Origin of the sequence: Cytobacillus praedii (assembly GCF_001439605.1) — a bacterium.
GTDB classification, from domain to species: domain Bacteria; phylum Bacillota; class Bacilli; order Bacillales; family Cytobacillaceae; genus Cytobacillus; species Cytobacillus praedii.
Genome location: NZ_LMBX01000030.1, coordinates 1 through 13479, shown reverse-complemented (window position 1 = coordinate 13479; position 13479 = coordinate 1). Strand labels below are relative to the sequence as shown.

Genomic DNA, 13479 nt, shown 5'->3' with positions numbered 1-13479 from the left:
GTACCCTTTTAAGATCAATGTGGATGCAATCGAAAAGGTGAAGATAAACGGTATTCATTTTTCCGTAAATTTCCGCAAGTGCGATTGCTGAACAGCAAGAACAAATTGATCGACATAAAGATGAGTAGGATCAGAATCCAAAATTTCTTCACACCAAATTGTTCGCAAATTGACTTTGGAAGATTTTATCATTACCGCTTGTGGAAGGGAACAAAATTTCAATGATGGTATCTGAAGAACCGATCATTTTTTTCTCTGTTACAATGTGGAGATCGTTATTTAAAATATAAACCATATCAGGTCATTAAAATTCACATCGGTGGGTAAGGTTAGTCGAGTCCATTTGGTGCACAAGTATCTTCTAAACACTTCCACATATATGTTACATATAGCGGATGATTTAATGATGGAGCTGTCAATATATCGTACCCAACCCTCTTCAATAATTTTAAACAGTTCTTCCTTAAAGCTAAAAAACCTAACTGTTCCACTACTTTTTCCTTCTTTTAAGCCATGTTACTGTTCTCCTAAAAGCAAGTCCTTTCCTAAAAATTATACTAAAGATAATTTTTTTAATAATCAATTAATTAGTGTGAAACGAATTGTCTTTCACCAATCCGACAAAATTCTCAAACTTTTTTCATGTACTAGCAGGAGTTTTATGGGGTAAAATAGAAATGTAATATATAGTCTTTTTATTAAGGCTAAGTGTCTTTTACAAAGGAAGCCCAGTAGGCTAAAAAAAGGCGCGCAGTATTTGTATAATGAAAAGGAGGAGTTCGCTTATGAATTTTAACATTCGTGGTGAAAACATTGAGGTAACTCCAGCAATTAGAGAATACGTAGAGAAGAAAATTGCCAAATTGGAGCGGTATTTTACTGAATCTCCAGATGCAACTGTACATGTAAATTTAAAAACGTACCAAGATAAAACCTCCAAAGTAGAAGTAACGATTCCAATGCCGAATCTAGTTCTTCGTGCAGAGGAAGTTCATGATGATATGTATGCAGCTATTGACTTGATTACTGATAAATTAGAACGCCAAATCCGCAAGCATAAAACGAAGGTAAACCGTAAATTCCGTGAAAAAGGGAATGTGGCAGATATGTTCGTTACGCTTGATGAATCTGAAAGAATTCCAATGGATGAAGACCAAGAGCTTGAAGTTGTCCGTCAGAAGAGCTTTGATTTAAAGCCGATGGACAGTGAAGAGGCGATTCTGCAAATGAATATGCTAGGCCACAATTTCTATGTGTTCACGAATGCAGAAACTAGCTTAACTAACGTTGTCTACAAGCGAAAAGATGGCCGATATGGTCTGATTGAAGCACAATAATAAGGAAACCCCGCTGTCAAAGGCGGGGTTTCTTACGTTCGTTGGTCAGAATCAGATAGTATTTGTGCGGGTTGAATTTGTATCCTTGGCGGGTTTTTTACCTCTGAAGTAATTGATGATGTATAAGTTGTTTCAAGTATACTTCAAAAGGCAAAGATTACTAGCCATTTTTGTAATGCTGCGGTTTTCAATTAAATGATTTCTCCTCTTTTGTATAAAATGTGGGCAAGAGAGAGTGCTTACACCGCAAATTCCTCCTTTATTTTAAGCGGGGTTCCTTATTTTGTCTTTGCGTGTTTTTCATCAATTCTTTTCTCGATTTTTTCCAGCTCATGCTTGTCCTTTAATAACTCTTCTTTGTTCTTCTTCGTTAACTCCTCAAGTGAAAATCGGATCTTTTTATTCATGTGTATTCCTCCAATATTGTATAGGTATTGTACTTGCTTGTTGTTGATTGTTAGTCTCAATTATTCAGCTGGCCAATAAAAAAGGCCTTTACCATCATGGGTAAAGGCCATAAATAAAGACCTCTACCGCTTGGTAAAGGTCTGGCTAACAATTTTTAGGCTGCCAGCAATGCCGAGAGCAAGTGCTCTGAAATGACGACAATGCTGTAAAAGCTACTCCCCTTTAGGAGAACAACTATTCAATTAATGATATTATATAAATTGCAGGAGAAAATGTCAACGATAGTAGTTTTACATTTTCATAATGTGTCAAAACTGATAGATAAAGATGGTATCGTAATAGAATAGATGTAAAAAAGATCGATAGGGAAGAGGGGGAAAGCGGCGAAATGTCTATTGTAAAAGTCAGTCGGAATGAACCATGTCCGTGCGGAAGCGGGAAGAAGTATAAGAAATGCTGTGGGAGCAAGGATACGGTTCTAATCACAGATGTGATTGATCATGAAGTGTTGGAGCTGCAAAAGGAAGCTAGAATTTTTGCTATGCAACGGTATGGATATGCAATAAGTGATGATTTTGAAGACTTGCTTCAAGTATTGGAGGATGCAGGTGAAGAAGATGAGGATTTCTATGAGTTTCTGCATCCTTTTTGGTTTCTTGTATTTGAACCATTAGAAGATGGCAAAACCATTATGAAGAACTTTATTGAACAGAAACTTCTTAAAGTTTCACGCACAAGAGTGAAAGCGATTCTGGAATCTTGGCAGAAGGGCTATGCTGTTGCAGGAGTAGTGAAAGAATCTCATGAAAAGAGTCTTATTATTGAGGATACACTGACAGGCAAACAGTATCCAGTCGTTTTATTTGAGCATTCGCAAAATTATAAGGAAGGTGTCTTTGCGTTTGCAATTTTGCACCCGTATGAAGATAAATACACTGTTTTTCCAACCTTATTTGAACTTTCAATCGAGCATACAGCTGATTATGAAGCATTTATACGCAGTGAATTTTTGAGTTCGGGCTATAGCAGTCCAGAGGGTTTTCTGGAAGAAAACTTTCTCGAAATGATGCACGAGACGCCAAAGGCGGGAGCCACACTTGATTTATCAGGCTTTGAATGGCCAAGCAATGGGGCTAAGACGGTGGCGGATTTATTTGAAAAGGATATGAAAGCGGCTGGCGAGCTTACCTGGATCATCCAAATGGGCGTGACGTTTTGGATCGAATATTGCAAGCAGACAAATAAGAAAATTCAAAAGCCCGAAAATTATGTGGCCGCCCTTCGCTACCTCGTTTCCACACTAGCTCCGGTAAAAGTTGAACTCACACAGAAACAGGCTGGCGAGCTGTATGGATTGGCAGCTAATCGTGTATCGAGCTACTATAGTGACATTTACTTTGTGGTCGAGGATAAAATTAGCGCAATGTTGGAACATGAGCAGTTCCAGCAAGGACATGTTCTGGGAGCAGAATTACACGAAGTATTAAAGGAAATTGAAGAAAATCAATTTGAAAATATGGAGGAAATAAATGACTTCCTGCAAGCAAGAATAAATGATCCTAAACCGAAAACGAAGACGATCCGTCATTCAAAGGATGAGGCACAAGAGCTTATATACGCAGCGCTTGAATCTGTCGGGAAAGATAGATACAGACTTGCGCAAAAGGCATTAGCATTAAATCCTTTCCATGCGGATGGATATACGATTTTAGCTGAACAAGCGGACTCCCTGCAATCCGCAGCCAAGCTTTTTAAAAAAGGGATGCTTGCTGGCCGTGAAGAGTTAGGTGAGGAATTTTTCAAGGAGAATAAAGGCTACTTCTGGGGGTTAATTGAAACAAGGCCGTTTATGCGAGCAGCCATGAACTATGCACTTGCCATACAAGGGCTTGGCGAATTAAAAGCTGCTATTTCTCAGTATGAAGAACTGCTTGAATTAAATCCGGCAGACAATCAAGGAATTCGCTATATGCTCTTTATTGCCTATTGTGAGGATAAACAAATTCGAAAAGCTTCGGAGCTCTTGAAAAGATTCCCAGAAGACAATGCACAAGGAACGTATAATAAAGCATTAATCGAGATTTTATCAAATGGTTTAACAGCGAAAGCGGATCAATTGATTCATCAAGCTAAAAAGGCAAATAAGCATGTTGTTGATTTTTTAACTGGCAAAAAGAAACTTCCAGCTGATAGTCCTGATTATTATGGCCACGGTGATAAAAATGAAGCGGTCGTGTATGTAAGCGAGCATCAGCATCTTTGGAACCAAATGCCTAATTTGAAGGAATGGCTCAGTAAATAAACGGAGAGCATTGGTGCTCTTCGTTTTTTTGTCAATTGACCGAAATATAAGGTGAAACGACCGGAATATGAAAAATTTGACCGGAATAATGGAGAAAGTGACCGGAATATCAAAATTTTGACCGGATTATATGAAAAATGTGAATAAAAAAGTAAATCTAGTAAAGCCTGAAGGAGTTTTTCGATCGATAATAGAATGTATGAGGGGATTCAGAAAGGAGACGAGAATGTTGATTATAAAAGAACGTACAATTCCTATCAGGATTCAAAAAATTAAAGCGCTTTTAAGAAGAATTCCGGAAAATCATTGGAAAAGAGCAGAAATGGAAGCTGATCTCGCCAAACGATGGGCCGGATTCAGAGGAGAACAGACGCTAGACTTTCCACTTAGCAAGCTTCCGGAAAAGGACTTTATGATATTCCACGGACTGCGCCTCTCCAACGGAAGACACTTCTTCCAAATAGACACCCTACTCCTCACTACTTCTTTTGCACTTATTCTTGAAGTGAAAAATTACATCGGAACACTGTACTTTGATCCCATACTGAATCAGCTCATTCAAACCACTCCAAATGGGGAAGTAAAAGGATATGCCAATCCAATTGAACAGGCTCGCCAGCAGCAGACGGAGATGGAAAAGTGGCTGGAAAAACGTAATATTTCTATTCCAATTGAGTTCCTGATTGTTATTAGCAAGCCCTCTACCATCATCCAAACAGCTCCTGGATACATGAACACGCTCCGAAAGGTTCTTCATGTTCAATTTCTATTAAAAAGGATAGAAAAAATAGAATCTCCCTATAAACAGGGGATGTTTCAACCAAAAGATCTCAAAAAAGTTTGCAGAATCCTATTAAAACAACATTTTCCAGAAACCTTTGATGTCCTGAAATTTTATAATATCCCTCAAAATGAAATCCTCACGGGTGCTTTATGTTCAAATTGCCCATCTCCTATAGCTCTGAAAAGACACCATGGAACCTGGTTCTGCACAAATTGCCATAAAAAGGATAAAGTAGCTCATATCAAGGCTATAAATGATTATTTTCTTCTAACAAATGATTCTCCTATCACAAATGAGCAATTACGTGAATTTCTCCATCTTTCTTCCGCAGATATAGCTAAAAAGTTATTGACTGGAATGAAGTTGCCTCATAAAGGTACCACCAAAGGAAGAGTATACCTCCCTGCTTCTGATTACCAAAGTATTACTGAAGTAAAAAGATAGTTTTGCCACTGAACTCATCCACCCCACTCTCATAAGTTGTCACCCCCTAGTGAAAGTGGTAATATTATTAGGAATAATATGAGATTTCATGGGAGATTTTTACCAAAATCTTCTCCATCCAATATAAAGGAGCGTTTTAAATGCTTGGGATTTTAAATAAGGTGTTTGATCAAAATAAACGCGAACTAAAACGACTCACAAAAATCGCAGAACAAATTGAGGCACTTGCGGCTGATACGGAAAAATTAACAGATGATGAGCTTCGCGGCAAAACTGAGGAATTTAAAGCACGCTACCAAAAGGGTGAAACGTTAGATGATTTGCTTGTTGAAACGTTTGCTGTTGTACGCGAAGGCGCAAAGCGTGTGCTTGGATTGTATCCATATCCAGTGCAATTAATGGGGGGAGCTTCCCTTCATGATGGAAACATCTCTGAAATGAAAACAGGGGAAGGGAAAACACTTACTGCGACGATGCCAGTATACTTAAATGCCATTTCTGGCAAAGGCGTTCACGTTGTGACTGTCAACGAATACCTTGCTAGCCGTGATGCTAATGAAATGGGCCAGCTGTATGAATTTTTGGGACTAACCGTTGGATTAAACTTAAACGGGCTCACAAAGGAAGAAAAGCAGGCAGCCTATGCTGCTGATATTACGTATAGCACGAACAACGAATTGGGCTTTGATTACCTGCGTGATAACATGGTTCTTTATAAAGAGCAAAAGGTACAGCGTCCGCTTTTCTATGCGGTCATCGATGAGGTAGACTCGATTTTAATCGATGAAGCGCGTACACCGCTGATTATTTCTGGTACAGCGCAAAAGTCGACGGCTCTTTATATTCAAGCTAATGCTTTTGTTCGTACGCTGAAAAAAGAAGAAGATTTCACATATGATGAAAAAACAAAAGGCGTTCAGCTGACAGAAGAAGGGATGACAAAAGCGGAGAGAGCTTTCGGCATCGAGAACCTTTTCGATATTTCGCATGTCACGCTGAATCACCATATTACACAAGCTTTAAAGGCGCATTCAAGCATGCATCTTGATGTGGATTACGTTGTTCAAGAGGGCGAAATCGTCATCGTTGACCAATTTACTGGCCGTTTAATGAAGGGACGCCGCTATAGTGACGGTCTTCACCAGGCGATTGAGGCAAAAGAGGGCCTTGAAATTCAAAATGAAAGCATGACCCTTGCAACGATTACATTCCAGAACTACTTCCGTATGTATGAAAAGCTGGCTGGTATGACTGGTACAGCGAAAACAGAGGAAGAGGAGTTCCGCAATATTTATAATATGAATGTTGTTGTCATTCCAACCAACCGCCCGATTGCCCGTGATGACCGTGCAGATTTAATATATTCATCAATTGACGGGAAATTCCGAGCGGTTGTAGAGGATATTGCTGAGCGCCATAAAAAAGGCCAGCCTGTTCTTGTAGGTACGGTTGCGATTGAAACATCCGAGATTATTTCAAAATATTTAACGAAAAAAGGCGTGCACCATAATGTCCTGAATGCCAAGAACCACGGACGTGAAGCAGAAATCATCCTTGACGCCGGTAAACAAGGTGCAGTTACGATTGCGACGAACATGGCCGGCCGTGGTACGGATATCAAGCTTGGTGAAGGGGTTAAAGAATTAGGGGGACTAGCTGTCATTGGTACGGAGCGACATGAGAGCAGACGGATTGATAACCAGCTGCGTGGACGTTCTGGCCGTCAAGGAGATCCAGGGATTACCCAATTCTATCTCTCCATGGAAGATGAATTAATGCGTCGCTTCGGTTCTGATAATATGAAATCGATGATGGAGCGTCTTGGCATGGATGATACCCAGCCAATTCAAAGTAAAATGGTTTCAAAAGCGGTTGAATCTGCTCAGAAGCGTGTAGAGGGCAATAACTTTGATGCGCGTAAACAGCTTCTTTCCTATGATGATGTTCTTCGTCAGCAGCGTGAAATCTTATATGGACAGCGTAATGAAGTGCTGGAATCAGAAAATCTTCGCGAAATCGTTGAGAAAATGCTGATGACATCTCTTGAGCGCAATGTTCATGCTTTTGCACCAGTGGGCGGGGATGAAGAAGAATGGAATCTTCCAGGTCTGATTGACTATGTAAATGGAAATCTGCTGCATGAGGGAGATATCACGGTTGATGATCTAAGAGGCAAGGATACGGAAGAGATTATTGAAGCCATTTTTGCAAAGGTGAAAGAACGCTATGATGAAAAAGAAGAGCTTCTTCAGCCTGAACAAATGCGTGAATTTGAAAAGGTTATCGTTCTTCGTGCAGTTGATACGAAGTGGATTGACCATATTGATGCGATGGATCAGCTTCGTCAAGGGATCCACCTTCGTGCGTACGGCCAAATTAACCCGCTTCAGGAATATCAGCATGAAGGCTTTGCGATGTTTGAAAATATGATTGCTGCGGTAGAAGAGGATGTTGCAAAATACATCATGAAGGCTGAAATCCGCAACAATCTAGAACGTCAGGAAGTAGCAAAGGGGCAAGCTGTTAACCCGAAGGAAGACGGGGAAAAGGTGAAGAAGAAGCCAGTTGTGAAACAGCTTGATGTTGGCCGAAATGATCCATGTATATGTGGAAGCGGCAAAAAGTATAAAAACTGCTGTGGAATTGGAAAATAAAAAAAGCCCGGCAAGCTGTTCAATGAATAGCTTTGCCGGTGTTTTTTGCTTTTTAAGTGTGATTTTATTCAATGTAACAGTATAATAATAAATGGCTGAGTGAACAAAGTATAAAAAAGCAGCTCAAAAATTTTAAGAGGTGAAAGCATGGAATTAGCAGATATTCGGAATGAATTAGAGAAAATGGCTAAACGATTAGCGGACTTTAGGGGGTCTCTTTGACTTAGAAAACAAAGAGGCTCGTATTGCGGAGCTTGATGATACAATGCTCCATCCAGGATTTTGGGATGACCAGCAAAAGGCACAAGTGGTCATCGGAGAGCTTAATGGGCTGAAGGATCAGGTTCATGAGCTTTATGATTTGAATGAAACATTTGAAAACCTTGAATTAACGTACGAGCTTGTGAAGGAAGAAGCAGACGCTGAGCTTCAAGCCGAGTTAGAGGAAGAATTAAAGGATTTGGCCAAGCGTCTGAATGAGTTTGAACTGCAGCTTCTTTTAAGCGAGCCTTATGATAAAAACAATGCGATTCTTGAACTTCATCCAGGAGCTGGCGGAACAGAATCACAAGATTGGGGATCCCTGCTGCTGCGTATGTACACAAGATGGGCAGAGAAAAAGGGCTTCAAAGTGGAAACGCTTGATTATCTGCCAGGGGATGAGGCTGGAATAAAAAGCGTCACACTAGGCATCAAAGGTCATAATGCCTATGGCTACTTAAAGGCAGAAAAAGGTGTACACCGCCTTGTGCGTATTTCACCATTTGATTCTTCAGGCCGCCGTCATACATCTTTTGTGTCATGTGAAGTGATGCCAGAATTTAATGATGAGATTGAAATTGATATCCGAACAGAAGACTTGAAAATAGATACCTACCGTGCAAGTGGAGCAGGTGGACAGCATATTAACACAACCGATTCAGCAGTCCGAATCACCCATACGCCAACAGGTGTGGTTGTTACCTGCCAAACGGAGCGCTCGCAAATTAAAAACCGCGACCGTGCGATGAAAATGCTCCAAGCAAAGCTTTATCAGCGAAAAATTGAGGAGCAGGAGCAGCAATTAGCAGAAATTCGCGGAGAGCAAAAAGAAATCGGCTGGGGCAGTCAAATCCGTTCTTACGTTTTCCATCCTTATTCCATGGTGAAGGATCACCGCACGAATACGGAAAGTGGAAACACTCAGGCAGTGATGGACGGAGACATTGACCCATTTATTGATGCATACCTGCGTTCAAAATTAAGCTAATATGGGAATAAAAAGCCTTTGCACGGTCTTTTATCAGATCGTCAGAGGCTTTATTCTTTTGAATCTGGCGTTTGTCAATGTGAGTGAAGAGGTGCTAGACTTGGTTTCTTTTATCTAGCTAATTCAATTTTGTTTCGTGAACTAAGATTTCACTATGTTGTTTAATTTTGTTTCTATTTGCATAAAATGATTTCTAAATTCTTTTGCAAGGCTAGTGGTCCAATCTAATAAGGCTGTTATCAACATTCTTTAGAAGGATATCAACAGTGTAATCTGCTTTCTGCATTTACAAAACGGTTATCCACATTGTCTAATTTATTTTTGACATTTACTAAGCGTTTATCAACATTGCGTAATCTGAATTCATATTTACTAAGTGGTTATCAACATTGTGTAATCTGAAATCACATTTATTAAGCGGTTATCAACAATATGTAATCTGTATTCTCATTTACTTAATAGTTATCAACATTATCAAATCTGCTTTTTCAGCATTTACAAAACGTTTATCAACAAGTCCAATCGATTTTTAACATTTACTAACGGGTTATCAACATAGTTAATCTACTTTTAACATTTACAAAACGTATATTAACATAGTCAAATCGATTTTCGACCTATAACTAAGCGGTTATCCACATTATCTAAACTACTCTCGGCAATTCCTATCCTGCCTTGTACACCCCTAATTTTTCTATCGATAGATATCAAAATGCTTCGTGTGTCCTTCAGAACTTATTCTCTCAATTTTTTCCATATGCTACCATACTATCTGTAGCCCATTCTTATCTTTATTAATAGTTCATAGCAAAAATCCGCAACCTAAGATGAAGCTATTTACTCCTTTAACACAGCACACTATTGGCATTTACAGTTAAATAGCACCATGCTATACTCACTGTCGGTATCTGTCGAAAGTCATGAATTTTATTTGCGAAAATTCGGGGTAGTGGCAGCCACTACAAAGGAGAAGAATGATGCAAAAACAGAAACGAGAGATTGCACTTCAGACAAAAAGAGAAATTTTGAAGGAATATGTGTATGTACTAATTGGTGCAGCTATTGTAGCCATTACTTTCAATGTATTCTTACTGCCAAATCGGGTTGCTTCGGGCGGAGTAAGCGGGATTAGTACAATCTTAGATGCAGTAATTGGGTGGGAGCCTGCGTATGTGCAATGGGCATTTAATATCCCTCTTTTTATTGCTGGAGTTGTGTTTCTTGGTAAGCAATTCGGTGCCAAAACACTGGTCGGAACAATTTTCTTGCCGTTTGTCGTTTTTTTAACAAAGGATTTTGGGGCGTGGACGAATGATCCTTTGCTTGCTTCGTTATTCGGCGGTATCGGTGTCGGTCTTGGCCTTGGTGTTGTTTTTAGAGGGAAGGCATCAACAGGTGGAACAGACCTTGCAGCACAAATTATTAATAAATATACTGGTCTTTCGTTAGGTACTTGTGTGGCGATCATTGATGGACTTATTGTACTTACAGCAGCCATGGTATTCGATATCGAAAGAGGCCTATACGCATTGCTTGCCTTGTTTGTTACTAGCAAAACAATTGATCTCGTTCAAGTAGGTTTAGGCAGGACAAAAATGACGATGATAATTACTGAAAAACAAGTTGAAGTTCGTGAAGGAATTTTGAATAAAATTGATAGAGGTGTGACAAAACTAACAGCATACGGTGGTTATACTGATAGTGAGCGCCCGATTCTCATGTGTGTAGTTGATCAGTCGGAGTTCACAAAATTGAAACAATTGGTTAAAAGCATTGATCCGACTGCGTTTATCATTGTTACCGATGCATCTGAGGTGCTTGGTGAGGGTTTCAATCGCGCTTAATATTGGTATAATATAACTGTGATATGAATATTACCAGAGGGGGATTTTCAAGTGAAAAAGAAGCTTCTAGCATTACTTTTAGGGTCTTCTCTTGTTCTTGCTCTTGCTGCTTGCGGCGGCGGGGATGACGACGCAACGAAAGAGAAGGACACAGGTACAACAGGCGGGGAAACAACAACAGCTGATGCTGGCGATGCCGAAAAGCTTTTCAATCAAAAATGCTCAAGCTGCCATGGCGGCAATCTTGAAGGTGGCGTAGGCCCTGCTCTTGACAAGGCTGGTTCAACTCATTCTAAAGAAGATATTGAATCAATCATTGCTAATGGACAAGGTGCAATGCCAGCTGGATTGCTAAGCGGAGATGAAGCAACTCAAGTTGCTGAATGGTTAGCTGCTAAGAAGTAATAGTAAATACAAGAAACGTTCTGTTTTTTTACAGAACGTTTTTTTTTTGCCTTTTTCCCGCCAGCAGTACCAAAGATGAGCCGCAGCCAGATGGTAGAGCTCCTCTAGTTTTTGCGGCGATGATCATGGCGCTCGTGAGTTTCTGTTTTCTTTGAAAAGAAACTGTAATAATTTTTCAGGGATTTTTAATGATTGTTGATGTTATAATGAAAGCTGAATGAAAATAAAGTTGGTTTTTATCCTTTTTTGTCTGGAAGATGTCGTTTTTTGCCGAAATTATAGATTCTCTCAAATATAAATAATTTAAATAAAAAGATATTGATTCGTGAGTCGAAACTGCGAACAATTTATATAAACAGAAAAGATATTGGGTGTGATAGATATGATAGAAATGAAGGATGTATTTAAGAAGTATCCAAACGGAGTAGTTGCTGCGAATGGGATTGACGTATCGATCAAAGCAGGAGAGTTTGTTTATGTAGTTGGTCCGAGTGGTGCTGGTAAATCAACATTTATTAAAATGATGTATAGAGAAGAAAAACCATCTAGCGGTACGATTATGATTAATGGGATTAATCTTGCAAAATTAAAAACAAGCAAGGTTCCTCTTCTGAGACGTAATATCGGTGTGGTTTTCCAGGATTTTAAATTACTTCCAACGCTAACTGTCTATGAAAATGTAGCCTTTGCCCTCGAAGTAACAGAAGAACAGCCGAAGTATATAAAAAAGCAAGTCATGGAGACACTGGATCTTGTTAATTTAAAGCATAAAGCACGCATGCTCCCAACTGAATTATCAGGTGGAGAGCAGCAGCGCGTCTCGATTGCCCGATCGATCGTAAACTCCCCGAAAGTAGTAATTGCGGACGAGCCGACGGGAAATCTTGATCCTGAAACATCATGGGAAATTATGAATATTTTTGATGAAATTAATACTAGAGGAACAACAGTCCTTATGGCAACCCATAATAAAGACATTGTTAATAAAATTAAACATCGTGTAATCGCAATAGAGGGTGGAAGAATTGTCCGTGACGAGCAAAGGGGGGAATATGGCTATGAAAGCTAGAACCTTAAGCCGTCATTTCAAAGAAAGTGTAAAAAGTCTCGGAAGAAATGGCTGGATGACGTTTGCCTCAGCAAGTGCGGTAACTGTCACGCTTATTTTGGTCGGGGTATTTTTCGTCATTATGATGAATCTTAATAAAGTAGCAACAACGCTTGAACAGGAAGTAGAAGTTCGTGTTCATATTGATGTTGCTGCTAATAAAGAAGATCAAAAGGCATTGGAAAAGAAGATTGAAGGCATGCCAGAAGTCAAATCCGTTCGTTTTTCTCCAAAGGATGAGGAGCTCGATAACCTCATTGAGAGTTTTGGAGAAGAAGGAGAAGCCTATAAGCTTTTTGAACAGGACAATCCGTTAAATGATGTGTTAGTTATAAAAACAAAAGATCCGGAAGATGTCATGAAGGTTGCCGGTAAAATAGAAAAAATGGAATATGCTGCAAAGGTAAAGTATGGTCAGGGTGAAGTTGAAAAGCTATTCTCTTTCCTTAATGGGGCTAGAAATGTTGGACTTGTTCTGATTGTTGGCTTGCTGTTTACAGCTATGTTTTTAATCTCAAATACAATCAAAATCACAATCGTATCTAGAAGAAGAGAAATTGAGATTATGCGATTAGTAGGGGCAACAAACGGATTCATTCGTTGGCCATTCTTCCTTGAAGGCTTATGGCTTGGCGTACTTGGGTCCATTCTGCCAATCGTGCTTATTGCTGTCTCATATAACTATGTTTATGACTATCTGGCACCGAAACTGCAAGGAAACTTTATGGAAATTCTTGAGTTTAGTCCATTCGTTTACCAGGTATCTGGATTATTGCTCTTAATGGGTGCATTAATTGGCGTCTGGGGCAGTATGATGTCCGTACGTAAATTTCTTAAAATATAAAAAGGAAGGAGCTAAGCTCCTTTCTTCAGATTGTCGACAAAAGGGGTTCGGAATGGTCTCATTCCGAACCCCTTTTTATAAAAAAGTCCTTAATTTTTTA

General features: G+C 39.5%; 10 protein-coding genes. 9 read left to right on the top strand and 1 reads right to left on the bottom strand.

Features of this window, described 5'->3' with window-relative positions; translation table 11 throughout:
- Positions 1-785: 785 nt before the first annotated feature.
- On the top strand, positions 786-1337 hold the full coding sequence (gene hpf, locus ASU02_RS22100; RefSeq protein ID WP_057767593.1) for a ribosome hibernation-promoting factor, HPF/YfiA family: 552 nt from the start codon (positions 786-788) through the stop codon (positions 1335-1337).
- Positions 1338-1615: 278 nt separating this feature from the next.
- Here hpf and ASU02_RS26085 read toward each other — a convergent pair whose 3' ends face one another.
- Positions 1616-1744: an FbpB family small basic protein gene (locus ASU02_RS26085; RefSeq protein WP_082631898.1), complete on the bottom strand. Its 129-nt coding sequence runs from the start codon at positions 1742-1744 to the stop codon at positions 1616-1618.
- A 389-nt stretch (positions 1745-2133) separates the two neighbouring features.
- Between ASU02_RS26085 and ASU02_RS26080 the strand changes: the two genes are divergently transcribed.
- The 8 genes from ASU02_RS26080 to ftsX all read left to right on the top strand — a co-directional run bounded on the left by ASU02_RS26080 (position 2134) and on the right by ftsX (position 13379).
- Positions 2134-4047: an SEC-C metal-binding domain-containing protein gene (locus tag ASU02_RS26080; protein ID WP_082631897.1), complete on the top strand. Its 1914-nt coding sequence runs from the start codon at positions 2134-2136 to the stop codon at positions 4045-4047.
- Between the two features lie 226 nt (positions 4048-4273).
- Positions 4274-5275: a nuclease-related domain-containing protein gene (locus tag ASU02_RS22090; protein ID WP_057767592.1), complete on the top strand. Its 1002-nt coding sequence runs from the start codon at positions 4274-4276 to the stop codon at positions 5273-5275.
- Between the two features lie 140 nt (positions 5276-5415).
- Positions 5416-7929, top strand: a complete 2514-nt coding sequence (gene secA, locus ASU02_RS22085; RefSeq protein WP_057767591.1) for a preprotein translocase subunit SecA — start codon at positions 5416-5418, stop codon at positions 7927-7929.
- Between the two features lie 147 nt (positions 7930-8076).
- Positions 8077-9178, top strand: a protein-coding gene (prfB, locus tag ASU02_RS22080) for a peptide chain release factor 2 (protein ID WP_131235710.1) whose coding sequence is annotated in 2 segments (ribosomal slippage) — positions 8077-8148 and positions 8150-9178 — 1101 coding nt in all. Because the reading frame shifts where the segments join, the coding sequence is not laid out codon by codon here.
- 977 nt (positions 9179-10155) lie between these two features.
- Positions 10156-11022, top strand: a complete 867-nt coding sequence (locus ASU02_RS22075; protein WP_057767589.1) for a YitT family protein — start codon at positions 10156-10158, stop codon at positions 11020-11022.
- Between the two features lie 51 nt (positions 11023-11073).
- Positions 11074-11427 carry a cytochrome c551 gene (gene cccB / locus ASU02_RS22070; protein WP_057767588.1) on the top strand — a complete coding sequence of 118 codons (354 nt, stop codon included), beginning with the start codon at positions 11074-11076 and terminating at the stop codon, positions 11425-11427.
- A gap of 382 nt (positions 11428-11809) precedes the next feature.
- Entirely contained in the window at positions 11810-12496 is a 687-nt protein-coding gene (gene ftsE / locus ASU02_RS22065) for a cell division ATP-binding protein FtsE (protein WP_057767587.1), read from the top strand.
- Entirely contained in the window at positions 12486-13379 is an 894-nt protein-coding gene (gene ftsX, locus ASU02_RS22060) for a permease-like cell division protein FtsX (RefSeq protein WP_057767586.1), read from the top strand. The genes ftsE and ftsX overlap by 11 nt, the downstream gene beginning before the upstream one ends.
- The last annotated feature ends 100 nt before the right edge of the window (positions 13380-13479 follow it).

Coding starts and splice junctions, on each gene's coding strand:
- hpf (WP_057767593.1), top strand. CDS start 786: ATGAATTTTAACATTCGTGGTGAAAACATTGAGGTAACTCCAGCAATT.
- ASU02_RS26085 (WP_082631898.1), bottom strand. CDS start 1,744: ATGAATAAAAAGATCCGATTTTCACTTGAGGAGTTAACGAAGAAGAAC.
- ASU02_RS26080 (WP_082631897.1), top strand. CDS start 2,134: ATGTCTATTGTAAAAGTCAGTCGGAATGAACCATGTCCGTGCGGAAGC.
- ASU02_RS22090 (WP_057767592.1), top strand. CDS start 4,274: ATGTTGATTATAAAAGAACGTACAATTCCTATCAGGATTCAAAAAATT.
- secA (WP_057767591.1), top strand. CDS start 5,416: ATGCTTGGGATTTTAAATAAGGTGTTTGATCAAAATAAACGCGAACTA.
- ASU02_RS22075 (WP_057767589.1), top strand. CDS start 10,156: ATGCAAAAACAGAAACGAGAGATTGCACTTCAGACAAAAAGAGAAATT.
- ftsE (WP_057767587.1), top strand. CDS start 11,810: ATGATAGAAATGAAGGATGTATTTAAGAAGTATCCAAACGGAGTAGTT.
- ftsX (WP_057767586.1), top strand. CDS start 12,486: ATGAAAGCTAGAACCTTAAGCCGTCATTTCAAAGAAAGTGTAAAAAGT.